A 23,693-nucleotide genomic window follows, 5' to 3' on the forward strand; every position below is an offset into this window, starting at 1 on the left:
TTACAGGCGGAGCCAGAGTGAGTCGTAGCGTGGAAAACCGCGCAGCGTTTTCCACTGGTACACATGGCTATGCTCAGTGGCCAAGGCTTCGCCGTTGTCTACGCTACGGGCTACGGGCTACTAGTTTTTGTAGCTCTTCAACCAACACTTTCAAGCTGGCGAAATCGCCTCGTTCAGGAGGTCGAGCCCTAGTGTCGTGGAGTGGTTCGAGCCGCATGGATGCGGCGAGAGGTCCAGATGGGCCTTGGATGGCCCATCTGGACCGACCCCGGAACGGCACTGGGGTGAGCGAACCCGGCGCTTCGCGCCGGGCCGGATGTCCGGGGCAAGCGTTTTTGCTTACTTTTGTCCGGGACGCGTAGTCCGGGACGCGTAGTCCGGGACGCGTAGTCCGGGGCGCGTAGCCGCGATTGAAAAAAGTGACTCGCCCGGGAGAGCGAAACAAGAAGTGCCAGCAAAACTCGATAATCAGCTAGAGCACCAATATTGAAGGTGACCCTGGCAGTGTTGGGCTTCGCTGGCGCTCAACCCAACCTACGAATCAGGTCACGCCTCGCCTTTTAAAAGCAGGGCGGCTTCAACCCTTCGCCAACTCCGCCTCGATGGCCGCCACCAACCGCGGATCATCCGCCGTCACATCCGGCGCGAAGCGCCCCACCACCTCTCCATTGCGCCCAATCAGGAATTTCTCGAAATTCCACAGTACCTCGGGCTTGGGATTGGGGCTGCCGCCACGGCTCAGCATGCGCTCGCGGAAGGGACCGTCACCGGTAGCCTCGGGCTGGGCACGGGTCAGTTCGTCGTAGAGCGGATGCTTGTCTTCGCCCACCACGCTGAGCTTGGCGAACAGCGGGAATTGCACGCCGTAGGTGAGGGTGCAGAATTCCTTGATCTCGGCGTCGCTGCCGGGCTCCTGCTGCTTGAAGTCGTTGGCGGGAAAGCCGAGCACTTCCAGGCCACGCTCGCGCTGGGCCTCGTAGAGGCGTTCCAGGCCTTCGTACTGGTTGGTGAGGCCGCACTTGGAGGCGACATTCACCACCAGCAGCACCTTGCCCAGGTAGCGTTCCAGGGTCAGGGTTTCGCCGTCGATGGATTGCAGCGGGAGTTTCATCAGGGTCGCGGTCATGGTCGGCTTCCTCGGGGAGAAGCGACCAGCCTAGCGCAAAAACGCCGCCCGGGTGGGCGGCGCCTGTCGGTCGTGGAAGGCTCAGCGCTTGAGCTTGACCACGTCGCCGGAAACAGTGGTGGTGTAGCCGTTCAGGACATAGGCCCAGAACCAGTTTTCCTGCACCTGGGTGTTGATCAGGGCATCGCCACCGCGGGACTTGATGGCGGCGTTCTGCGCACGCACGAAGCGGTCGTTCTGCTGGACCGGGATGAAACCCAGGATCATAAGGCCGGTGGCCTTGCCTTCGCCGTGGCCGACGACGGTGTATTGCGACGGCTCCAGGTTCTGCGTCTTCATCGCGGTACCGGTGCAGCCGGCGACGGCGGCGGCGAGGGCGAAGGACGCGGCGAGCTTGGCGAAACGTTGCATGGAGTGACTCCTTTTCTGGTTGGCAGCGTCGGGCATCGTTTCCCGACGGGGCACACTGTAACAGCGCATGACCGCACCGGACGGCCGCTCACCCCGGCGATAGGGCCGTTCCTCTCGTTATCAGGTGATAGCGCCTCGATCTAAGCCCGGGCGGCCCGAGCTGCTACCATCGCCGCCTTTTCGTCCGGCGGCCGCGCCGGCGTCGTTCTGGAGACCCCCTGTGAATCTGCCCCTCGTCCTCAATCTCGTCGCCTTCGCCGTGTTGCTCGGCCTGCTGGCGCGCACCCGCAACACCGGCTGGAGCCTGGCCGTGCGCGTCTTCATCGGTCTCGCCCTGGGCGTGGCCTTCGGCCTGGTGCTGCAACTCCTTTATGGTCACGACGCCCCGGTGCTCAAGACCTCCATCGGCTGGTTCAACCTGGTCGGCAACGGCTATGTGCAGCTGCTGCAGATGAGCATCATGCCGCTGGTGTTCGCTTCCATCCTGGCCGCCGTGGCGCGGCTGCGCGAGGCCTCGTCCATGGGTAGGATCAGCCTGCTGACCCTGGGCACCCTGCTGTTCACCACCGGCATCGCCGCCCTGGTCGGGGTGCTGGTCACCTGGCTGTTCGGCCTGAGCGCCGAGGGTCTGGTGCAGGGCGCCCAGGAGACCGCGCGCCTGGCCACCCTGCAGAGCAGCTATGTCGGCAAGGTGGCGGACCTGTCGGTGCCGCAGCTGCTGCTGTCCTTCATTCCGAAGAATCCCTTCGCCGATCTTTCTGGCGCCAATCCCACCTCCATCATCAGCGTGGTGATCTTCGCCGCCTTCCTCGGCGTCGCCGCCCTGCGCCTGCAGCGTGACGATCCGGTCCGCGGCGAGAAGGTCCTGGCTGGCATCGACGTGCTCCAGGCCTGGGTGATGAAGCTGGTGCGCCTGCTGCTGCAACTCACCCCCTACGGCGTGCTGGCGCTGATGACCAAGATGGTCGCCACCGCCAGCCCCCAGGACGTGCTCAAGCTGGGCACCTTCCTGATCGCTTCCTACCTGGGCCTGGGCATCCTGTTCGGCGTGCATGCGCTGCTGCTGACCCTGAGCGGCCTGTCGCCGGCGCGCTTCTTTCCCAAGGTCTGGCCGGTGCTGAGCTTCGCCTTCACCAGTCGCTCCAGCGCCGCGACCATCCCGCTGAACATCGAGGCCCAGACCGAGCGCCTCGGCGTGCCGCCAGCCATCGCCAGCTTCGCCGCCTCCTTCGGCGCCACCATCGGCCAGAACGGCTGTGCCGGCCTCTATCCGGCCATGCTGGCGGTGATGGTCGCCCCCACCCTGGGCATCAATCCCTTCGATCCGCTGTGGATCGCCAGCCTGGTCGGCATCGTCACCCTGAGTTCGGCGGGTGTGGCCGGCGTGGGCGGTGGCGCCACCTTCGCCGCCCTGATCGTGCTGCCGGCCCTGGGCCTGCCGGTCACCCTGGTGGCCCTGCTGGTGTCCATCGAACCGCTGATCGACATGGGCCGCACCGCCCTCAACGTCAACGGCGCCATGACCGCCGGCACCCTGACCGCGCGCTGGATGGGCCAGTTGGACAAGGCCGCCTACGACCGTGATGACCGGGCGGAGGCGCCAGCGGCGCCGGTCAGTCGCGGCTGAGGAGCGAAGGGCTCTACGTAGGTTGGGTTGAGCGCAGCGAAGCCCAACGGTGCCCATGGCTGATGCGGATCGTTGGGCTTCGGCGATGGAGCCGCTTCAACCCGACCTACGGGTGCCCAATGTCGATTGGGCGCGTCATGGATGGTTGAAACGCGTAGGTTGGTGCTGAGCGCAGCGAAGCCCAACGGTGCCAGGCCTGCCGCGGATCGTTGGGCTTCGGCGATGGAGCCGCCTCAACCCAACCTACGGGTGCCCAACGTTGATTGGGCGCGTCGTGGATGGTTGAAACGCGTAGGTTGGTGCTGAGCGCAGCGAAGCTCAACAGGACGAGCCTTCAGCGCTCGCCCACCGCCCATTCCTCATCGCGCTGTCCTGCCCAATCCGCCGGCAGGACGCCTGCTCGCACATAGCGGTGGATGGATGAATAGGGCCACTCCACCGCACGTCGTGCATGGCCATGCTTCACCGGATTGAAGTGGATGTAGTCGAGGTGTCGCCGCAGATCGTGTTCGTCACGGATCTGGTGTTCCCAGTAGCGCCTTTGCCAGACGCCGCGCTCACGCTTCAATCGGCGGGACAGTTGCACTGTCTCCAATGGCGGTAGCTGACGGGAGAAGCCGGCCTTGATCAGGTTCCAGCGCAGCGGATAGTCCCCGTCGTCCTCCGGCAGCCGCCAGAGGGCATGCAGATGATCGGGCAGGACCACCATGGCGAGGATGTCGAAGGGATGCTGGGCCTTCACCTGGCGCATCGCCTGGCGCAGTGCGCCGATGTGCTCGACGAGCAGGGTGGCGGAGCGGTCGTTGAGATTGACCGTGAAGAAGAAGGTGCCGCCCGCGGCGCGGCTGCGTCGGTAGTCCAAGATCACCGTCCTTGGTGAGTGGAAAGTCGCAGTCTAGAGCCTTTGGCAGCGCCTGGCATAGCCGTGCGCATTGTTGGGCTTCGGCGATGGAGCTGCCTCAGCCCAACCTACGGGTGCCCGACCGGGCCTTGTGGTTGGGCTTCGGCCATGGAGTCGCCTCAGCGCCAACCTACGGGTGCCCGACCGGGCCTTGTCGTTGGGCTTCGGCGATGGAGCTGCCTCAGCGCCAACCTACGGGTGTACGACCGGGCCTTGTCGTTGGGCTTCGGCGATGGAGTCGCCTCAGCGCCAACCTACGGGTGCCCGACCGGGTCTTGTGGTTGGGCTTCGGCCGTGGAGCTGCCTCAGCGCCAACCTAGGGTGCCGTAGGTTGGTGCTGAGCGCAGCGAAGCCCAACGTGGCCGGTGCCGGCCTTAGAACAGGCCCCTTTAGAACAGAAAATACCGCTGCGCCATCGGCAGTACCTCGGCGGGCTCGCACCAGAGCAGTTGGCCGTCTGCCTTGACCTGGTAGTTCTGCGGGTCGACCTCGATGGTCGGCAGGTAGTCGTTGTGGATGAGGTCGCTCTTCTGCGCGGTGCGGCAGCCCTTGACCACGCCGATGCGCTTCTTCAGCCCCAGTTGCTCCGGCACCCCGGCCTCGAAGGCGGCCTGGCTGATGAAGGTCAGGCTGGTGTCGTGGAGCATGCCGGCATAGCTGCCGAACATGGGGCGGTAGTGCACCGGTTGCGGGGTAGGGATGGAGGCGTTGGCGTCGCCCATCAGGCTCGCGGCGATGGCGCCGCCCTTGAGGATCAGCGTCGGCTTCACACCGAAGAACGCCGGGCGCCAGAGCACCAGGTCGGCGAACTTGCCCACCTCGATGGAGCCCACTTCGTGGCTGATGCCGTGGGTGATGGCCGGGTTGATGGTGTACTTGGCGATGTAGCGCTTGACCCGGAAGTTGTCGTTGCCGGCGCCGTCCTCGGGCAGCGGACCGCGCTGCTTCTTCATCTTGTCGGCGGTCTGCCAGGTGCGGGTGATGACCTCGCCGACGCGGCCCATGGCCTGGCTGTCGGAACTGATCATGGCGAAGGCGCCGAGGTCGTGGAGGATGTCCTCGGCGGCGATGGTCTCGCGGCGGATGCGGCTCTCGGCGAAGGCGACATCCTCGGCGATGCTCGGGTCCAGGTGGTGGCAGACCATGAGCATGTCCAGGTGCTCGTCGATGGTGTTCTTGGTGAAGGGCCGCGTCGGGTTGGTCGAGCTGGGCAGCACGTTGGGGAAACCGCAGGCCTTGATGATGTCCGGCGCGTGGCCGCCACCGGCACCTTCGGTGTGGTAGGTGTGGATGGTACGACCCTTGAAGGCGCCCAGGGTGGTCTCGACGAAGCCGGACTCGTTGAGGGTGTCGGTGTGGATGGCCACCTGGATGTCGAAGCGGTCGGCCACCGCCAGGCAGTTGTCGATGGCGGCGGGGGTGGTGCCCCAGTCTTCGTGCAGCTTGAGGCCGATGGCGCCGGCGCGCACCTGCTCTTCCAACGGTCCCGGCAGACTGGCGTTGCCCTTGCCGGTGAAGCCGATGTTCATCGGGAAGGCGTCGGCGGCCTTGAGCATCTGCGCCATGTGCCAGGGACCGGGGGTCACGGTGGTGGCATAGGTGCCGGTGGCCGGACCGGTGCCGCCCCCGATCATGGTGGTGGTGCCGCTCATGAGCGCCTCTTCGATCTGCTGCGGGCAGATGAAGTGGATGTGGGAATCGATGCCGCCGGCGGTGAGGATCATGCCCTCGCCGGCGATGACCTCGGTGGCGGCGCCGATGGGGACGGTGACACCCGGCTGGATGTCCGGGTTGCCGGCCTTGCCGATGGCGTGGATGCGGCCGTTCTTCAGGCCGACGTCGGCCTTGACGATGCCCCAGTGGTCGAGGATCAGCGCATTGGTGATGACGGTGTCGACCACCTCGGCCGCCAGCAGCTGGCTCTGGCCCATGCCATCGCGGATGACCTTGCCGCCGCCGAATTTCACCTCTTCGCCATAGACGGTGTGGTCTTCTTCGACCTCGATCCAGAGCTCGGTATCGGCCAGGCGCACCCGGTCGCCGGTGGTGGGGCCGAACATGTCGGCATAGGCTTGGCGGGAGATTTTCATAGGCGTGAATCCCGAATAAAGGTGGTCCGGTTTGCCCTCACCCCGGCCCTCTCCCGGAGGGAGAGGGGGAGGAGCGGGAGCTCGGTGTCTGTTCTTGAGCCCCCTCTCCCCTTGGGAGAGGGTTGGGGTGAGGGAGCGCTTAAAAGGCGAAGAGCCCGAGTACCCCTACAACTTCCCCATCACCCGTCCGGCGAAGCCGTAGACGGTACGTAGCCCCGCCAGCTCGACCAGTTCCACCTCGCGGCTCTGGCCCGGCTCGAAGCGCACGGCGGTGCCGGCAGCGATGTTCAGGCGCATGCCGCGGGCCAGGGCGCGGTCGAACACCAGGGCGTCGTTGGTCTCGTGGAAGTGGTAGTGGGAGCCCACCTGGATCGGCCGGTCGCCGCTGTTGGCGACGGTCAGGCTCAAGGTGCGGCGGCCGGCGTTGAGTTCGATCTCGCCGTCCTGGATCTGGTATTCGCCGGGGATCATGGGCGTTGCTCCAGCATGAGTTGCATGAAGGTGAGGTCCAGCCAGCGACCGAACTTGGTGCCGACCTGGGGCATCTGCCCGGTGGTGAGGAAGCCCAGGCGCTCGTGCAGGCGGATGGAGGCCAGGTTGCCGCTCTCGATGGCGGCCACCATCACGTGCTTGTCGCAGGCGCGGGCGCGTTCGATGAGCACCGTCATCAGCCGCGGCCCGATGCCCTGGCCACGCTGGTCGTTGCGTACGTAGACCGAGTGCTCGACGGTGTGGCGAAAGCCGTCGAAGGGCCGCCAGTCGCCGAAGGAGGAGTAGCCCACTACCTCTTCGCTGGCGTTCTCGGCCACCAGGATGGGGTAGCCCTGGTCGGCGCGCAGGTCGAACCAGGCCTGGCGGTTGGCCAGGTCGACGAGGGTGTCGTTCCAGATCGCCGTGGTGTTGGCCACGGCATCGTTGTAGATGGCCAGGACCGCTGGCAGGTCGGCGGGCGTGGCGTCGCGGACGATCAGGCTCATGGCGCCTCCTCAGGCGATGGGCTGGTGGACGGTGACCAGCTTGGTGCCGTCCGGGAAGGTGGCTTCCACCTGGATCTCCGGGATCATCTCCGGGACGCCTTCCATCACCTGGTCGCGGGTCAGCAGGGTGGTGCCGTAGTGCATCAACTCGGCCACGGTGCGACCGTCGCGGGCGCCTTCGAGCAGGGCGGCGGAGATCAGCGCCATGGCTTCCGGGTAGTTGAGCTTCACCCCACGCGCCAGGCGGCGTTCGGCCACCAGGCCGGCGGTGAAGATGAGCAGCTTGTCTTTTTCGCGGGGCGTCAGGTCCATGAGGTGTTCCGGTTGGCAGGTTCGGTCAAAGGGAGTCGGTCGATCATCGCGGCCATGGGCCGCTCCTACAAGAGCGCTGCGGCCTCAGGTGCTCCAGATGCGTGGCGGGACGGCGGCGCGGCCAAGCAGCGCCGGGCGCAACAGGCGCCAGACCTCGATCAGCCAGGCGCGGGCCTGCAGCGATTCGGCGGCGAGGCAACGGGCGACCACCAGGCCGGGCAGTTGGGTCAGGTCACCCCGTACCGGTAGGGCCAGCTCGCGGCAGCGCTCCAGGGTGTCGGCGTCCAGGGTGCCGGTGATCAGCAGGGTGGCGAACACCGGTTGACCGGCGAGGCCGATGGGCGAGTCCAGCAGGCGATCCGTGCCGATGAGACGCTGGCGTTCGTGCCACAGCGGGGTGCCGTCGCGGCGGATGTCCAGGTGCGCCTGGAACAGGCCGTCGGTGAAGCGCTCGGCACTGGCCGGACGACCCAGGGCGACGATGTCCCAGTAGCAGAGGCGGGCATCGCCCTCCAGCTCGATGCGGGTGGCGAGATGGGCCTGGGCGCCGGAGAAGACGATGGTCTCCTGGGGCAGCCATTCCAGGGTGGCACCGGCGGCGACGCTCAGTTCGATCTGCTGGTAGGCGGCGCTGTCGGCGCGATACCACTTGGCCGCGCCGGGGCTGGTGAGCTGGGCCCAGGCGGTCTCGCCGACGCTGACCTCGATGTCCAGTCGATCACCACCGGCGATGCCGCCTGGCGGATGCACCAGGATGTGCTGGCAGACCGCGGGGCCTTCGGCGTGGAGGTGCTTCTGCACCCGCAGGGGGCCGAGGTGGCGGCGAGTGGTCGGCCGGGTCCAGTCGCCCTGGCGGGCATAGGCCAGCTCCAGGCGCGCCGGCCAGGCCGGGGTGAAGAGGGCAGGGGGCAGGACGGAGGTCATCGTGGGGTGGGTTCGTTGTTCTGGTTGGGGCGGTTTCGGTTGGCCTTGCAAGAATCTGACCGGTTGGATGGGATTGGCCGGGTGTTGGCGTCTGGATGGTGCTAGGTGCACTAGCTGATTATCGATTGTTCGGAGAGTTTTTGTTTCGCCCACCCGGGCGAGTTACTTTTTGCAGTTGCGGCTGCGCGCCCCGCAAAAAAGTAACCAAAAACGCTTGCCCCGGTCATCCGGCCTGGCGTGAAGCGCCGGGTGATTCGCTTCGCTCACCCTTCGGGCCAGCCTGCGGCTGTTACTCCGCTTCGCTACGTTTCGCTCACGCCAGCGCCGTTCCGGGGTCGGTCCAGATGGGCCGTCCATGGCCCGCTGGACCTCTCGCCGCATCCCTGCGGCTCGACCCCCTGCACGGCGTTGGCATGAGCCCTGCTGAACGGGGCGATTCGCTAGACTGAAAGATTCAGTTGAAGAGCCATAACCATCCGTAGCGTAGACAACGGCGAAGCCTTGTCCACGGCCAGGCTTACCAGTGGAAAGCACTACTGCGATTTGAACCTGCTGAAATCGCGGCCATGGCGGTCCGCCGATGCGGCCGCTCCTACGGAAGCCTCATATCCCGTAGGAGCGGCCCATGGCCGCGATAAAGACAGTTGCACCTATGGGCGCTGGGCTTTGGCGGTTGAGGGGCTGCCAATGGAAAACGCTACGCGGTTTTCCACGCTACAGATCCTGTGAACACCCAAGCCTTAGGCTAGCGTCCCGTCCCCGTCAGTGAGGCCGAGCGCAGGTATTGCGGAGGGCCGAAACGTGGGGACAGCGTTTTTGCTTACTTTTGTTCGGGGCGCGTAGTCCGGGGCGCGTAGCCGCGATTGAAAAAGTGAGTCGCCTGGGTGGGCGAAACAAAACCATCAACGAACCACGAGAGTTAGCCAGGGAACCGATAAGCCACAGTACCCCAGCCCAACATCCGTGACGTTGGGCTTCGCTGCGCTCAGCGCCAACCTACGTCGGCCGGCGGTCGGGGTGTGTCTCCCCAAGCCTCCTCAAGAAAGCTGCCGCCACTGCCGCGGACTCACCTGAAACCACCGCCGAAACGCCCGCGAAAAGGCGCTCGTTTCCGAGTAGCCGAGCAGCGGCGCCAGGTCGGTGACCGGCAGCCGCTGCCGCAGGTAGTGCTGGGCCAGGTCGCGGCGGACGCCCTCGACCAGGGCCGAAAAGCTCGCGCCCTGGTCGCGCAGGCGGCGTTGCAGTTGGCTGGTGGAGAGGTCCAGGCGCTGGGCGATGGTTTCCAGGCTGGGCTCGCCCAGGGGCAGCGCCAGGCGCACCGAGGCGCGGACTTCTTCGAGCAGTTCCACCTGCGGCAGGCGCTGGCCGAGTTGGCGGATGGCATCCTGCACCACCAGCAGGAGCAGCGGATCGTGGTCGGGCATGGGCCGGCCGTGCAGGTCGGCCTTGGGCACCAGCATGGCGTTGCAGGGGTGGCCGAAGCTGACCGGGGCGTCGAACAGTCGGCGGTGTTCGTGCCAGCCCTCCGGGCGTGGGTGTTCGAACTGCACCGCGCGCGGTGCCCAGGTCGGGCCGAGCACGTGGCGCAGCAGGTTGAGCAGCATGCCCAGGGTCAGCTCGGCATCCTGGCGGCGGGTGACGATGGCGCCGTGGCGTACCTGGTAGTCGAAGCGCCAGCAGTCGCCGGCATCCACCAGCTGGATCAGGGTGCTGTGCTGGTGGAAGGGAAAGGCGGCGGCGAAATTGTGCAGCGCCGCCTCGGCGGTGGGTGAGCAGAGTCCGACGTAGCCGAGCAGGCCGAGCCGCTGGGGCGTGAATTGCTGGCCATAGTACAGGCCGAAATTGTCGCAGCCGGACTGGGCGGCGGCCTCTTCCAGGACCCGGCAGTAGTTGCCCAGACCCAGGCTGAGGGTGGGATGCTGCAACTGCTCGGGATCTATGCCGGCGGTGCCGAAGATGCGGTCCACGTCGCCGCCGTGACTGGCGATGGCGGCATCCAGCCCGCTGGCGGCGGCGGAGAGCACGCCGAGGTTGCGCGACGCGGGGGTCAGGGCGGCGAAGCCGGAGGCGGCCGGGAGCATGCTGTGGCGTCCGTAGGGGTTATCGGCACGAATGAAGCAAAGGCTGTGCCCCGGGGCCGCCAGCGACCCGCAACGGGGGCCGGAACGTCGAGGCCTTCACGGTATCGGGGGCTGGGCGTGCCTCGTTGTGGAGCGCCCGATTCGACGTCGCACCGCGCTGGTGCGGTCTTGGGTAGCGCCCTGGGAAGAGGGGTAACGCCGACTTGACCGCGGGCCGCGCCGGTCGGGGCGGCGGGTCAAGTCGGCAGGGCCCCGGGCTGGTTAAGCTCGAAAAAGCCGGGCATCGCGGGATCGCGGTCGCCCATTCGGATCACGTCGCTACAAGGGGAGTGGCCTGTCATGACCAACGAGAAACTCAAGCCGACCCTCGGCACCCTGCACCTCTGGGGCATTGCCGTGGGCCTGGTGATCTCCGGCGAATACTTCGGCTGGAGCTACGGCTGGGGTGTCGCCGGGACCCTGGGCTTTCTGATCACCGCTCTGGTAGTGGCGGTGATGTACACCTGCTTCATCTTCAGCTTCACCGAGCTGACCACCGCCATTCCCCATGCCGGCGGACCCTTCGCCTACAGCCGGCGGGCCTTCGGTCCGGTCGGCGGTACGGTCGCCGGGATCGCCACGCTGATCGAATTCGTCTTCGCCCCGCCAGCCATCGCCATGGCCATCGGTGCCTACCTCAATGTGCAGTTTCCGACGCTCGATCCCAAGCTCTGCGCGGTGGCGGCCTACTTCATCTTCATGACCCTGAACATCCTCGGGGTGAGCATCGCCGCCACCTTCGAGCTGGTGGTCACGGTGCTGGCGGTGATCGAGCTGCTGATCTTCATGGGCGTGGTGGCGCCGGGCTTCAGCCTGGCCAACTTCACCAGCGGCGGCTGGGCCGGCCAGGACCAGTTCTCCCTGGCGGCGGTGGGCGGCATGTTCGCCGCCATCCCCTTCGCCATCTGGTTCTTCCTCGCCATCGAGGGCGCGGCCATGGCCGCCGAAGAGGCCAAGGATCCCAAGCGCACCATTCCCAAGGCCTACATCGCCGGCATCCTCACCCTGGTGACCCTGGCCATCGGCGTGATGATCTTCGCCGGCGGCGTCGGTGACTGGCGCGCCCTGTCCAACATCAACGATCCGCTGCCCCAGGCCATGAAGGGCGTGGTGGGCGAGGGCTCGATGTGGCTGCACCTGCTGGTGGGCATCGGCCTGTTCGGCCTGGTGGCCAGCTTCCACGGCATCATCCTCGGCTACTCGCGGCAATTCTTCGCCCTGGCCCGCGCCGGCTTCCTGCCCCACGGCCTGGCCAAGCTGTCGCGCTTCCAGACCCCGCACCGCGCGGTGCTGGCCGGTGGCGTGGTGGGCATCGCCGCGATCTTCAGCGACGGCGTGGTCAGCCTGCAGGGCATGACCCTGACCGCCGCCATGATCACCATGAGCGTGTTCGGCGCCATCGTCATGTACATCATGAGCATGCTCAGCCTGTTCAAGCTGCGCCGCAGCGAGCCGAACCTGGAGCGTACCTTCCGCGCCCCTGGCTATCCGGTGGTGCCGGCCATCGCCCTGGTGCTGGCAGTGGTCTGCCTGGTCGCCATGGTCTGGTACAACACCGTCATCGCCGTGGTGTTCCTGGGCCTGATGGTGATCGGCGCGCTGGTCTGCGGTCTCAGCCGTAGACAGAGCGACATCGCTCCCGACGCCGCCTTTGGCGAGGCCTGAGCAACGCATCCCCAGGAGGTAGCATGAGCGGTTTCCAGCACAGCGTGGGTGGCCAGACCTGGCGCTTCGCCGATCTCAAGGAGCTGCTGGCCAAGGCCACTCCCGCACGGTCGGGCGATGTCCTGGCCGGGGTCGCCGCCGGCAGCGACGTGGAGCGGGTGGCGGCGCAGATGGCGTTGGCGGAGCTACCGCTCAAGCATTTCCTCGCCGAGGCGGTGATCCCCTACGAGGCCGACGAGGTTACCCGGCTGATCCTGGATAGCCACGACGCCCGGGCCTTCGCCCCGGTTGCCCATCTCACCGTGGGCGGCTTTCGCGACTGGCTGCTGGGCCCGGCGGCGGACGAGGTCAGCCTCGCCGCGCTGGCCACCGGGCTGACCCCGGAGATGGTCGCCGCGGTGTCCAAGATCATGCGCATCCAGGACCTGGTCCTGGTGGCCCAGAAGGTCCGGGTGGTGACCCGCTTCCGCAATACCCTCGGCCTGCGCGGGCGGCTGTCGACCCGCCTGCAACCCAATCACCCGACCGACGATCCGGCCGGCATCGCCGCCAGCGTCCTCGACGGCCTGCTCTATGGCAACGGCGATGCGGTGATCGGCATCAACCCGGCCACCGACAGCACCAGCGGCATCTGCGAATTGCTGAAGATGCTCGACGCGGTGATCCAGCGCTACGAGATTCCCACCCAGGCCTGTGTCCTGACCCATGTCACCACCAGCATCGCCGCCATCGAGCGCGGCGCGCCGGTGGACTTGGTGTTCCAGTCCATCGCCGGTACCCAGGGCGCCAACGAAAGCTTCGGCATCAGCCTGGCGCTGCTGCAGGAAGGCTACGAGGCGGGACTGTCGCAGCGGCGGGGCACCCTGGGCGACAACCTCATGTACTTCGAGACCGGGCAGGGCAGCGCCCTCTCGGCGGGGGCCCACCATGGCGTCGACCAGCAGACCTGCGAGGTGCGCGCCTACGCCGTGGCGCGGAAATTCAAGCCGCTGCTGGTCAACACCGTGGTCGGTTTCATCGGCCCGGAGTACCTCTACAACGGCAAGCAGATCATCCGCGCCGGCCTGGAGGATCACTTCTGCGGCAAGTTGCTCGGCGTGCCCATGGGCTGCGACATCTGCTACACCAACCATGCCGAGGCCGACCAGGACGACATGGACATGCTGCTGACCCTGCTGGGCGCGGCGGGCATCAACTTCATCATGGGCATTCCGGGCTCGGACGACGTGATGCTCAACTACCAGACCACCTCCTTCCACGACGCCCTCTACGCCCGCCAGGTGCTGGGCCTGCAACCGGCGCCGGAATTCGCCGCCTGGCTGGACCGCCTGGGCATCCTGCGGCTGGAAGACGGCCGCTTTCGCCTTGGCGAGGGTTTGCCCGCGCCGTTCCAGCGGGTGTTGGCGCAGTTGTGAAGGTTTTTTCGTAGGTTGCGCTGAGCGCCAGCGAAGCCCAACGTTGCCAGGCTCGACTCGTGCCTGTTGGGCTTCGACGGTGGAGCTGTCTCAACCCAACCTACGCCCAACCTACGAAGGTGCCGAGTACCAGACTCAACCCTTGCTTGTCGGGCTTCGACGATGAAGCCGTCTCAGCCCAACCTACCGAGGACTGCTGCCATGAACCCCAACGACACCGCCCGTCCTGACCCCTGGGCCGAACTGCGGCGCCTCACCCCGGCGCGCATCGCCCTCGGTCGTGCCGGTACCAGCCTGCCCACCGCGGCGCAGCTGGATTTCCAGGCCGCCCACGCCCAGGCGCGCGATGCCGTGCATCTGGCCTTCGACCATGAGGCGCTACGGGAAGGCCTGGCCGCCCAGGGCCGCGAGACCCTGGTGCTCAGGAGCGCCGCGCCGGATCGGCACACCTATCTGCAACGCCCGGACCTGGGGCGCAGGCTGTCGGAGGAGTCCGCCTGCGAGCTCCAGGCCTACGCCGCTGCCCATCCCGAGGGCTTCGATGTCGCCGTGGTGATCGCCGACGGTCTCTCCGCCCTGGCAGTGCATCGCCACGCCCTGCCGTTTCTCGAGCGCCTGGCCGACCAGGCCCAGGCCGAGGGCTGGCGCTGGGCGCCGGTGACCCTGGTGGAGCAGGGGCGGGTCGCGGTGGGTGACGAGATCGGCGGGCTGCTCAAGGCGCGCCTGCTGGTAATGCTGATCGGCGAGCGCCCGGGGCTGAGTTCACCCGACAGCCTCGGGCTCTACTTCACCTACGGGCCCAAGCCCGGCCTCAACGACGCCTATCGTAATTGCATCTCCAACGTCCGCCTGGAGGGCCTGGCTTACGGTCTCGCGGCGCACAAGCTGCTCTACCTGATGCGCGAGGCGGATCGCCGCAAGCTCTCCGGCGTGCAACTCAAGGACGAGGCCGAGGTGCCGCTGCTGGAGGGCGGGCAGGAAAACGCGCGAATCGGTAACTTCCTCACCGATCATTGAGTGCCATACGGTGCCGGAGGCGCCTCGCAGGCCGCCCTCAGGCTGGCGAGAGGGTCTTACGCAGGAAATACCGGGCGAAGCCCGGCGGATAGTCCGCCAGTTCGCCGAACAGCTCATAGCCCAGGCGTTCGTAGAAGCCGCGAGCCTGGAATTCGTGGGTGTCGAGCCAGGCGCCATGGCAGCCGCGGCTGAGCGCCTCGGCCTCGGCGCGCAGCAGCAATTCGCGACCGGCACCCTGGCCGCGGGCGCTTTCGTCCACCGCCAGCAACTGCACGGTGAGCCAGCCATAGCCGGTGTAGCCCCAGAGGCCGCCCAGGGCTTGGTCGCCACGGGTCAGGGCGATCGCCAGTGGGCGGTAACCGCTCGGGCCGGCCTGGGCTTCGTTGTAGCGACGCAGCGGTGCGCCTATGGTCTGGCGGAGTGCTTCGTCGGCCACGTCGGTGAGCTGATAGTCGAAGGGGGATGGCGTCATGGGGATTCCCTGCAGGAAGTGATCGACGAAAGCGTGACCGGATGCTCCGTGACCGCCCGGTTCTGCTGCCTTGACCGGTGCTGCCTTGCAGTAGCATGACTGTTTGCCCGGTCGTGGTGAAGCATGGACATACGTGAGGGGCGCGCCCGGGTCGGCGCGCTCGAACTGGCCTACGAGGACTGGGGCGATCCCGCCGCGCCGCCCTTGCTGCTGATCATGGGTTTCGGCGCCCAGTTGCTGCTCTGGCCGGAAGGCTTCTGCGCCGCCCTGGTGCGGCGTGGCCTGCGGGTGATCCGCTTCGACAACCGCGACGTCGGCCAATCCTCGCGGCTAAGCTGGCCGGGCGGACGACCGCCGTCGGTGTGGCCGGTGCTGGGCCGGGGGCTCCTGGGCAAGACCAGCGCGGTGCCCTATCGCCTGGAGGCCATGGCCGCCGATGTCGTGGGTCTGCTCGACCACCTGGGCCTCGAACGCGCCCATGTGCTGGGCGGCTCCATGGGCGGCATGATCGCCCAGATCCTCGCCGCCGACTGGCCGCAGCGAGTGGCGCGCCTGGGCATCCTCTTCTCGTCCACCAACCAGCCGCTGTTGCCGCTGCCCTCGGTCCGGCTGCTCGGCAGTCTGCTGCGCCGGCCACCGGCCGACCTGTCAGCGGACCAGGCGCTCGCCCGGCAGAAGGCGCTGCTGCGCGCTATCGAGAGCCCTCGCTATCGGCAGAGCGAGGCCGATCTCGAACATCTGGTACAGCGCATCCTGGCCCGCGGCGTGGACGTGGACGGGGTGCAGCGCCAGCTGTTCGCCCTGCTCGGCAGTGGTGACCTGCGCCCCTTCGCCCGGCGCATCCAGGCGCCGACCCTGGTGGTGCATGGCGCCCGCGATCCGTTGCTGCGGCCGGCCTGTGGGCGCGCCGTGGCCCGCGCCATCCCCGGCGCGCGCTTCGAACTCGTACCGGAGATGGCCCATGACCTCCCGGCCGCGCTTTGGCCGCGCCTGAGCGACACCTTCGCCGACTTCTTCCTCGCGCCCTGAACGGGACGTCAGGCGCCGGGACGGGGCCGCAGCCCCTCGATGATCAGGGTCTCGAGGCCCTGGAGCACCTCGTCGAAGAAGTCCGGATCGAGCAGGGTGCGGCCGCAGACGGCCTGGACCTGCACGCGGAAGTCCGCGTAGTGCTGGGTGGTGGCCCAGATGCTGAAGATCAGGTGGTGCGGATCCACCGGGGCCAGCTTGCCCGCCGCGATCCAGGCGCGGATCACCCGGGCCTTTTCGTCCATCAGGTCGTGCAGGGTGCCCTGCAGCTCCGGGAGCAGCAGCGGGGCGCCCTGGACCATCTCCAGGCAGAACAGCCGGGACTCGGCCGGATAGTCGCGGGACATCTCCAGCTTCTGCCGCAGGTAGCCGCGCAGGGCGTCGAGCGGCTCCTGGTCTTCGCGGAAGGTGCGCAGGGGGCTCAGCCAGGTGGTGAGCAGCTGGCGCAGGACGGCCAGGTACAGCTCTTCCTTGTTGCTGAAGTAGTAGAGCAGGTTGGTCTTGGAGACGTCCGCCTGCAAGGCGACCTGATCCAGGCTGGCGCCGTGCAGGCCGAACCGGGAAAAGATGTCGAGGGCGGCACTGAGGATCTGGGCGCGCTTGGCTTCGATCTGGCGCAGCCGGCGTTGCTGGGCGGCCAGGCTGGGCTGACGGGGCTTACGGGGTGGGGAATCGCTGGCCTGACTCACGAACTGCTCCTTGGGCCTTATCAACGTCTGACGCGTGCGCTAGGAGTCAGGAAGGAGGCTGCCCCGGAGACACGGTCGTTCGGGTTCGCACCGTCCTGGTCGACGAACCGGAGGTCGAGCGCCGCGGCACCGACCCGTGATCCACTCTAGCATGTCGCCGGACGCCGGCATGCCCCGGATTCGTGCAGGCTGCACCAAACCAGACGCTCTTATTTGGACCAAATGGTCTGTTTTATCTGCTGCATTTTATCCAAGTGATTGATTGGCTTGGGTATTCGGGAATTGGCAAGCTTTCTGCTCTGATCCTGCGGTCACCGCGCCTCCGGGTGCGCTCCGAATCCTGACTGCGGGAGAGCTCGAACGATGAACATCGGTGTCTTCATTCCCATCGGCAACAACGGCTGGCTGCTCTCGGAAAACGCGCCCCAGTACCGGCCTACCTTCGAGCTGAATCGCGAGATCGTGCAACGCGCCGAGCACTACGGCTTCGACTTCGCCCTGTCGATGATCAAGCTGCGCGGCTTCGGGGGTAAGACCGAATTCTGGGACCACAACCTGGAATCCTTCACCCTGATGGCCGGGCTGGCGGCGGTGACCTCGCGCATCAAGCTGTTCGCCACCGCCGCGACCCTGACCCTGCCGCCGGCCATCGTCGCGCGCATGGCGTCGACCATCGACTCCATTTCCGGCGGGCGCTTCGGCGTCAACCTGGTCACCGGCTGGCAGAAGCCCGAGTACAGCCAGATGGGGCTCTGGCCGGGCGATGAGTTCTTCGCCAGCCGCTACCAGTACCTCAGTGAATACGCCCGGGTATTGCGCGACCTCTGGGGTAGCGGCCAGTCGGACTTCAAGGGCGAGCACTTCCAGATGGAAGACTGCCGGGTGAGCCCCCAGCCCCAGGCGCCCATGGAGATCGTCTGTGCCGGGGCGAGCGATGCCGGCCTGGCCTTCGCCGCCGAGCACGCCGACTACAGCTTCGTCTTCGGCAAGGGGGTGAACACGCCCAAGGCCTTCGCCCCGGCGGTGGAACGGCTGCAGGCGGCCACCGCCAAGACCGGCCGTGACGTCAGCTCCATCGCCCTGTTCATGATCATCGCCGCCGAGACCGATGAGGCCGCCCGGGCCAAGTGGGAACACTACAAGGCCGGTGCCGACGAGGAGGCCATCGCCTGGCTGGGCGCCCAGGCCGCCGCCGACACCAAGTCCGGCAGCGACACCAACGTGCGCCAGATGGCCGACCCGACCTCGGCGGTGAACATCAACATGGGCACCCTGGTGGGCTCCTTCGCCACCGTGGCGCGCCTGCTCGACGAGATCGCCGAGGTGCCCGGCGCCAGCGGGGTGCTGTTGACCTTCGACGACTTCGTCCAGGGCGTGACCGATTTCGGCGAGCGCATCCAGCCGCTGATGCACAGCCGCCGCCATGTCGACCTGCTCAAGGAGAGTGCCTGATGAATGCCGTGGAAAGTCTGGCGGGCTATGCCCTGCCCGCGAGCGACAGCGAAGCCCTGACCCTGCCGGCGCGACCCGAGCCGCTGCGGCTCAAGGCCAGCGAGACGGCGCTGATCGTGGTGGACATGCAGAACGCCTATGCCAGCCAGGGGGGCTACCTGGACCTGGCCGGCTTCGACGTCTCGGCCACCGGGCCGGTGATCGAGAACATCGCCGGGGTGGTGGAGACCGCGCGCAGCGCCGGCATGCAGGTGGTCTGGTTCCAGAATGGCTGGGACCCGGAGTACCGCGAGGCCGGCGGCCCCGGTTCGCCCAACTGGCACAAGTCCAATGCCCTCAAGACCATGCGCAAGCGTCCCGAGCTGCACGGCCAGCTGCTGGCCAAGGGCGGCTGGGACTACGCCCTGGTGGACCAGCTGCAACCGGCGGCGGCTGACCTGGTGGTGCCCAAGACCCGCTACAGCGGCTTCTACAACACCAACCTGGACAGCCTGCTGCGCGCCCGCGGCATCCGCAACCTGGTGTTCGTCGGCGTCGCCACCAACGTCTGCGTGGAGTCGACCCTGAGGGACGGCTTCTTCCTCGAATACTTCGGCATCTGCCTGCACGACGCCTGCCACCAGGCCGGGCCACGCGCCGCCCATGACGCCGCGCTGTTCAACATCGAGACCTTCTTCGGCTGGGTCGCCAGCTGCGCCGACTTCCACACCACCTTCGCCAAGGACTGAGCCACCATGCCCAAGCAAGCCGTGATCCCCGCCGGTACCGGCATTCCCATCGCCCCCTTCGTCCCCGGCAGCCTGGCCGACGGGGTGCTCTACGTCTCCGGCACCCTGCCGTTCGATGCGCAGAACAACGTGGTCCACGTCGGCGACGCCGCCGCCCAGGCGCGCCACGTGCTCACCACCATCCAGGGCGTGGTGGAGGCGGCCGGCGGCAGCATGGCCGACGTCACCTTCAACATGATCATGCTCACCGACTGGGCGAACTACGCCGCCATCAACGCGGTGTACGCCGAATTCTTCCCTGGCGAGAAGCCGGCGCGCTACTGCATCCAGTGCGGCCTGGTGAAGCCCGACGCCCTGATCGAGATCGCCAGCATTGCCCATATCGGCTAGGCGCGCGCCTGACGTTGCCCTGCTCCGTCTAGCCCCCTCTCTCCGGGAGAGGGCTGGGGGGAGGGTGCCCGGCCCCCCGCTCCCTACCTACCCCCTCTCCCCTTGGGAGAGGGCTGGGGTGAGGGCCGCCCCAACCACTGAACCACCGAGGACCGCCCATGCATTTCGAACTCCACGGCCGCCAGGATCCGGCGGCTGCGACCCTGCTGCTCAGCTCCGGCCTGGGTGGCGCCGGCGCCTTCTGGGCGCCGCAACTGGCCGTCCTGGGCGAACATTTCCGGGTGGTGGTCTACGACCAGACCGGTACCGGCAAGAGCCCGGCCGAGCTACCCGCCGACTATCGCATCCAGCACATGGCCGAGGACCTGCTGGCGCTGGCCGACCGCCTGGAGCTGCGTGACTGCCTGTTCATGGGCCATGCCCTCGGTGGCCTGGTGGGGCTGCAGGCCAGCCTGCTGCGGCCGGGCCTGATCCGCCGCCAGGTGCTGGTCAACGCCTGGAGCCGACCCAATCCGCACAGCGGGCGCTGCTTCGCCTTGCGCCAACGGCTGCTGCGCGACAGCGGTGCGGCCGCCTACGTCCAGGCCCAGGCGATCTTCCTCTATCCCGCCACCTGGATCGCCGAACACGGCGAGCGCCTGGCCGCCGACGAAGCCCATGCCCTGGCGCATTTCCCCGGCGAGGCCAACGTCCTGCGCCGTATCGGTGCCCTGCTGGCCTTCGACGTGGATGCCGAGCTGGCGCGGATCGAGGTGCCGACCCTGGTGCTGGCCAATCGTGACGACGTCCTGGTGCCCTGGACCTGTTCCGAGCGCCTGGCCGCCGGCCTGCCCCAGGCCACCTTGCAGTTGCTGGAATGGGGTGGCCACGCCTCCAGCGTCACCGATCCCGCCACCTTCGATCGGGTAGTCCTCGACTACCTCTGCCAAGCTTCCGAGGAGTAGCCCAATGTCCGCTGCCCATGCCTTGCCGCTGCCCACCACGACGCCCGCCGTCCCGGTCGAGCGCGACCTCTTCCGCGGTGCCATGGCGCGCCTGGGCGCTGCGGTCAACGTGGTCACCACCGACGGCCCGGCCGGGCCCGCCGGTTTCACCGCCACCGCGGTATGCAGCGTCAGCGACAGCCCGCCGACCCTGCTGGTCTGCCTCAACCGCGGTGCCTCGGTGCATCCGGCCTTCAGCGCCAACGGGGTGCTCTGCGTCAACGTCCTGGCCGCCGGCCAGCAGACGCTGGCCAATCTGTTCGGCGGCAAGACCGCCATGGCCGAGCGCTTCGCCGCGGCGAGCTGGACGCGCCTGACCAGCGGCGCACCGGTGCTGGAGGGCGCCCTGGTGGCCTGCGACTGCCGCATCGCCGGGGTGCAGGCGGTGGGCAGCCACGACCTGCTGCTCTGCGAGGTGCTGGGCGTGGCCGAGCCGGGCGGCGAGGGTGGCCTGCTGTATTTCGACCGGCGTTATCACGAGCTGGGTTAGCCCGAGCCTGTTGGGCTTCGACGATAAGGCCGTCTCAGCCCAACCTACGCCGACTGTAGGTTGGGTTGAGCGCAGCGAAGCCCAACACCGCCAGACCGGTCCAGCACACTAAAACCTTTTCTGTCAGCCCTAAACGCGCCCCAGGCGCCACCCCGGTGCACGCTGATCGCTCAAGGTGCAGCGGGCGCTCAGCAGGCCCTGAGTATCTCCCTCAACCTGCTGTTTTGATTGGCTTTTATAGTTTTTACCAAATGGTCCAAAGATGGCACAACGGTTGCACTTTCCCTGCTGCCGTCCTGCCGGTGAACGTGTGTCGCGCTGTCTCCTTTCGTCCAACCTTCGCGAGGTCCGTCATGCCGCTGTCCAGTGTTCCCATCATCGATCTGGCCCCTTATTTCGCCGGCACGACCGCCGGCAAGCAGGCGGTGGCCAAGGCCGTCGACCAGGCCTGTCGCGACATCGGCTTCCTGGTGATCACCCACCACCAGGTGCCCGAGGCATTGGTCGAGCGGGTCTCGCAGCTATCGCGAGCCTTCTTCGAATTGCCCCTGGCCGAGAAGCGCAAGGCCGATCGGCCGCGGCCGGACCAGGTGCGCGGCTACAGCGCGGTGGCCGAGGAAAGCCTGGCCTACAGCCTGGAAGAGGCGGCGCCGGGGGATCTCAAGGAGTCCTTCTCCATCGGCCCGCTGGACGTGCCGGACGAACCCTACTACCGCGGCGCCGAGGCCGGACCGCACTTCGCACCCAATGTCTGGCCCACGGCCATTCCCGGCTTTCGCGAGGCCTATGCCGAGTACTTCGCCGCCATGAGCGACCTGGCGCGCACCCTGATGCGCCTCTTCGCCCTGGGGCTGGAGTTGCCGGAAACCTATTTCGACAGCCGCATTGACCGCCACATCAGCATGTTCCGCACCCTCTGCTATCCCCATCAGAAGGAAGCGGCGCTGCCTGGCCAGTTGCGCGCCGGCGCCCACACCGACTACGGCAGCCTGACCATCGTCCGTCCCGACGACGCTCCCGGCGGCCTGCAGGTGCGCAACGCCCAGGGCGAGTGGGTGGACGTGCCCAAGGTGCCGGGTGGCTTCGTGGTCAACATCGGCGACCTGATGATGCAGTGGACCAACAACCGCTGGGTCTCGACCCTGCATCGGGTAGTGAATCCACCGGCGGATGCCGGTTGCGACACCCGCCGCCAATCCCTGGTGTTCTTCCACCAGCCCAACTACGACGCCCTCATCGAGTGCCTGCCCGGCTGCGCCACCCCCGGCACGCCGCCGCGCCATGCGCCCATCACCTCGGGTGATCACCTGAGATCCAAGTTCGTCAAGCAGACCACCTTCGGCGGCACCCAGTCCGGCGTGCGGGTGGCCTGATGCCGAGTCTTTCCTACGTCAACCTCTTCGCCCAGGACGTGGTCGCCCTGAGCGGCTTCTACCAGCGGGTGTTCGGCTTCCCGGAGATCGAGGCGATCCGCTCGCCGATCTTTCGCGGCCTGGACACCGGCAAGACCGCCATCGGCTTCAACGCGCCGGAGGCCTACGACCTGCTCGGCCTGGGCGACTTCGCCGGCAGCGCGGGCTGCCGCTTCCTGCTCAACCTGGAGGTGGACAGCCGCGCCGAGGTGGATCGGCTGGTGCCGGTGGCCGAGGCCGCCGGTGCGCGCCTGGTGAAGGCGCCCTACGAGACCTACTACCACTGGTACCAGGCGGTGCTGCTGGACCCGGAAGGCAACGTGTTCCGTATCAACCACATGCTGTAGACCAGACTAAGGAAGAGACGATGCTGAGCAGATGGCTGGGAAGAGTGGCGTGCGTGCTGGCGCTGGCAGGGCTGGGCGCCGTGGCGCGGGCGGACGACGAGGGCTTCACCCTCAAGGGCGAGCCGAAGATCGCCATGCTGTATTTCACCGCCAAGAACGACGGCGGCTGGACCCAGGCCATGGACGAGGCGCGGGTGAAGATCGAGAAGGAGCTGGGCATGAAGATCCAGTTCGTGGAGAACGTGCCGGAAACCGCCTCGGCCATCCGCCCGGCCGCCGAGCGCTTCATCAAGCGCGGCGCCAACATCGTCATCGGCACCGCCTTCGGCTATTCCGACACCTTCAAGCAACTGGCCGAGCAGTATCCCGAGGTGGCCTTCCTCAACGCCTCGGGCACCACCAACGGCCGCAACCTGGAATCCTTCTACGGCCGCACCTACGAAAGCCAGTACCTCTGCGGCATGGCCGCGGGCGCGGCGTCCAAGACCGGCAAGCTGGGCTTCGTCGCCGCCAATCCCTTCGGCGTGGTGAACTGGACCATCAACGCCTACGAGCTGGGCGCCCGGCAGATGAATCCCAATGCCACCCTCACGGTGATCTACACCGGCAGCTGGAACGATCCGGTCAAGGAGCGCGCCGCGGCCGCCGCGCTAATCGACCAGGGCGCCGACGTCATCGGCCAGCACGTGGACACCCCCACGCCGCAGATCGTCGCCCAGGAGCGCGGCGTCTATGGCACCGGGCATCACCGCGACATGCGCCAGTTCGCGCCCAAGGCCACCCTCTGTTCCTCGGTATGGGTTTGGGATCGCTTCCTGGCGCCGGAGCTCAAGCGCGTCATCGCTGGCCACTGGAAGCCCGCACCCAACGGCGCCCTGGTCTCCATGGCCGACGGCGGCACCGACATCGCCGGCTTCGGCGACGCCGTGCCCAAGGCGGCCCAGGAGAAGATCCTCGCCGAGCGCGAGGCCATCCTCAAGGGCAAGCAGATCTACGCCGGCCCCCTGAGCGACCGCGACGGCAAGGAGCGCGTCCCTGCCGGCCAGGTGCTGTCCGACCCGGCGCTGTGGCAGATGGACTGGTTCGTCCAGGGCGTGACGACGCAGAAGTAGCGGT

24 protein-coding genes are annotated in these 23,693 nt (G+C 67.3%); 13 read left to right on the forward strand and 11 right to left on the reverse strand.

Features of this window, described 5'->3' with window-relative positions; translation table 11 throughout:
* Positions 1-577: 577 nt before the first annotated feature.
* Complete coding sequence (locus tag FSV73_RS08065; RefSeq protein WP_145006505.1) at positions 578-1,126, reverse strand: glutathione peroxidase; 549 nt, start codon at positions 1,124-1,126, stop codon at positions 578-580.
* 81 nt (positions 1,127-1,207) lie between these two features.
* On the reverse strand, positions 1,208-1,537 hold the full coding sequence (locus tag FSV73_RS08070; protein ID WP_145006506.1) for a hypothetical protein: 330 nt from the start codon (positions 1,535-1,537) through the stop codon (positions 1,208-1,210).
* A gap of 220 nt (positions 1,538-1,757) precedes the next feature.
* Here FSV73_RS08070 and FSV73_RS08075 point away from each other — a divergent pair, with 220 nt between their 5' ends.
* Entirely contained in the window at positions 1,758-3,164 is a 1,407-nt protein-coding gene (locus FSV73_RS08075; RefSeq protein ID WP_145006508.1) for an L-cystine transporter, read from the forward strand.
* A gap of 334 nt (positions 3,165-3,498) precedes the next feature.
* On the opposite strand, the gene FSV73_RS08080 is transcribed toward FSV73_RS08075, so the two are convergent.
* From FSV73_RS08080 to qhpR, 7 genes are all read right to left on the reverse strand, one after another.
* On the reverse strand, positions 3,499-4,029 hold the full coding sequence (locus FSV73_RS08080; RefSeq protein WP_222119446.1) for an REP-associated tyrosine transposase: 531 nt from the start codon (positions 4,027-4,029) through the stop codon (positions 3,499-3,501).
* Positions 4,030-4,454: 425 nt separating this feature from the next.
* Entirely contained in the window at positions 4,455-6,155 is a 1,701-nt protein-coding gene (ureC, locus tag FSV73_RS08085) for an urease subunit alpha (RefSeq protein WP_145006512.1), read from the reverse strand.
* A gap of 165 nt (positions 6,156-6,320) precedes the next feature.
* The gene (locus FSV73_RS08090) at positions 6,321-6,626 is read right to left on the reverse strand and encodes an urease subunit beta (protein WP_145006515.1); all 306 of its coding nucleotides are present in this window, start codon (positions 6,624-6,626) and stop codon (positions 6,321-6,323) included.
* Positions 6,623-7,132 (reverse strand): GNAT family N-acetyltransferase, encoded by a 510-nt coding sequence (locus tag FSV73_RS08095; RefSeq protein ID WP_145006518.1) that lies wholly within the window; start codon positions 7,130-7,132, stop codon positions 6,623-6,625. Before FSV73_RS08095 ends, FSV73_RS08090 begins: the two co-directional genes overlap by 4 nt.
* 9 nt (positions 7,133-7,141) lie before the next feature.
* Positions 7,142-7,444 (reverse strand): urease subunit gamma, encoded by a 303-nt coding sequence (gene ureA, locus FSV73_RS08100; protein WP_007162996.1) that lies wholly within the window; start codon positions 7,442-7,444, stop codon positions 7,142-7,144.
* An 84-nt stretch (positions 7,445-7,528) separates the two neighbouring features.
* The gene (locus tag FSV73_RS08105; RefSeq protein WP_145006520.1) at positions 7,529-8,368 is read right to left on the reverse strand and encodes an urease accessory protein UreD; all 840 of its coding nucleotides are present in this window, start codon (positions 8,366-8,368) and stop codon (positions 7,529-7,531) included.
* A gap of 1,037 nt (positions 8,369-9,405) precedes the next feature.
* Positions 9,406-10,449, reverse strand: coding sequence for an AraC-like transcriptional regulator QhpR (gene qhpR, locus FSV73_RS08110; RefSeq protein WP_145006523.1), 1,044 nt, complete (start codon positions 10,447-10,449; stop codon positions 9,406-9,408).
* A gap of 339 nt (positions 10,450-10,788) precedes the next feature.
* On the opposite strand from qhpR, the gene eat reads away from it, so the two are divergent.
* The 3 genes from eat to eutC all read left to right on the forward strand — a co-directional run bounded on the left by eat (position 10,789) and on the right by eutC (position 14,585).
* On the forward strand, positions 10,789-12,153 hold the full coding sequence (gene eat / locus FSV73_RS08115; RefSeq protein WP_145006526.1) for an ethanolamine permease: 1,365 nt from the start codon (positions 10,789-10,791) through the stop codon (positions 12,151-12,153).
* Between the two features lie 23 nt (positions 12,154-12,176).
* Positions 12,177-13,568, forward strand: coding sequence for an ethanolamine ammonia-lyase subunit EutB (locus FSV73_RS08120; RefSeq protein ID WP_145006529.1), 1,392 nt, complete (start codon positions 12,177-12,179; stop codon positions 13,566-13,568).
* Positions 13,569-13,769: 201 nt separating this feature from the next.
* A complete protein-coding gene (gene eutC, locus FSV73_RS08125; protein ID WP_145006533.1) occupies positions 13,770-14,585 on the forward strand; it encodes an ethanolamine ammonia-lyase subunit EutC in 816 nt (271 codons plus the stop codon).
* Positions 14,586-14,622: 37 nt separating this feature from the next.
* On the opposite strand, the gene FSV73_RS08130 is transcribed toward eutC, so the two are convergent.
* Positions 14,623-15,057 carry a GNAT family N-acetyltransferase gene (locus tag FSV73_RS08130; RefSeq protein WP_145006535.1) on the reverse strand — a complete coding sequence of 145 codons (435 nt, stop codon included), beginning with the start codon at positions 15,055-15,057 and terminating at the stop codon, positions 14,623-14,625.
* A gap of 123 nt (positions 15,058-15,180) precedes the next feature.
* Between FSV73_RS08130 and FSV73_RS08135 the strand changes: the two genes are divergently transcribed.
* The gene (locus tag FSV73_RS08135; protein ID WP_145006538.1) at positions 15,181-16,086 is read left to right on the forward strand and encodes an alpha/beta fold hydrolase; all 906 of its coding nucleotides are present in this window, start codon (positions 15,181-15,183) and stop codon (positions 16,084-16,086) included.
* 8 nt (positions 16,087-16,094) lie between these two features.
* On the opposite strand, the gene rutR is transcribed toward FSV73_RS08135, so the two are convergent.
* A complete protein-coding gene (rutR, locus tag FSV73_RS08140) occupies positions 16,095-16,775 on the reverse strand; it encodes an HTH-type transcriptional regulator RutR (protein WP_260856043.1) in 681 nt (226 codons plus the stop codon).
* A gap of 363 nt (positions 16,776-17,138) precedes the next feature.
* On the opposite strand from rutR, the gene rutA reads away from it, so the two are divergent.
* From rutA to FSV73_RS08180, 8 genes are all read left to right on the forward strand, one after another.
* Positions 17,139-18,227, forward strand: a complete 1,089-nt coding sequence (rutA, locus tag FSV73_RS08145; RefSeq protein WP_145006541.1) for a pyrimidine utilization protein A — start codon at positions 17,139-17,141, stop codon at positions 18,225-18,227.
* Positions 18,227-18,955, forward strand: coding sequence for a pyrimidine utilization protein B (gene rutB, locus FSV73_RS08150; protein ID WP_145006545.1), 729 nt, complete (start codon positions 18,227-18,229; stop codon positions 18,953-18,955). Before rutA ends, rutB begins: the two co-directional genes overlap by 1 nt.
* A 6-nt stretch (positions 18,956-18,961) precedes the next feature.
* Positions 18,962-19,345, forward strand: coding sequence for a pyrimidine utilization protein C (gene rutC / locus FSV73_RS08155; protein WP_145006548.1), 384 nt, complete (start codon positions 18,962-18,964; stop codon positions 19,343-19,345).
* Between the two features lie 158 nt (positions 19,346-19,503).
* A complete protein-coding gene (rutD, locus tag FSV73_RS08160; protein ID WP_145006551.1) occupies positions 19,504-20,289 on the forward strand; it encodes a pyrimidine utilization protein D in 786 nt (261 codons plus the stop codon).
* 4 nt (positions 20,290-20,293) lie between these two features.
* A complete protein-coding gene (locus FSV73_RS08165; RefSeq protein ID WP_145006554.1) occupies positions 20,294-20,818 on the forward strand; it encodes a flavin reductase in 525 nt (174 codons plus the stop codon).
* Between the two features lie 353 nt (positions 20,819-21,171).
* The gene (locus tag FSV73_RS08170) at positions 21,172-22,191 is read left to right on the forward strand and encodes an isopenicillin N synthase family dioxygenase (RefSeq protein WP_145006557.1); all 1,020 of its coding nucleotides are present in this window, start codon (positions 21,172-21,174) and stop codon (positions 22,189-22,191) included.
* A complete protein-coding gene (locus tag FSV73_RS08175; RefSeq protein WP_145006560.1) occupies positions 22,191-22,577 on the forward strand; it encodes a VOC family protein in 387 nt (128 codons plus the stop codon). Before FSV73_RS08170 ends, FSV73_RS08175 begins: the two co-directional genes overlap by 1 nt.
* A gap of 20 nt (positions 22,578-22,597) precedes the next feature.
* Positions 22,598-23,689 (forward strand): BMP family ABC transporter substrate-binding protein, encoded by a 1,092-nt coding sequence (locus FSV73_RS08180; RefSeq protein ID WP_145006563.1) that lies wholly within the window; start codon positions 22,598-22,600, stop codon positions 23,687-23,689.
* The last annotated feature ends 4 nt before the right edge of the window (positions 23,690-23,693 follow it).

It is taken from the genome of Pseudomonas oryzihabitans (assembly GCF_007665395.1).
Taxonomy (GTDB): Bacteria; Pseudomonadota; Gammaproteobacteria; order Pseudomonadales; family Pseudomonadaceae; genus Chryseomonas; species Chryseomonas psychrotolerans_C.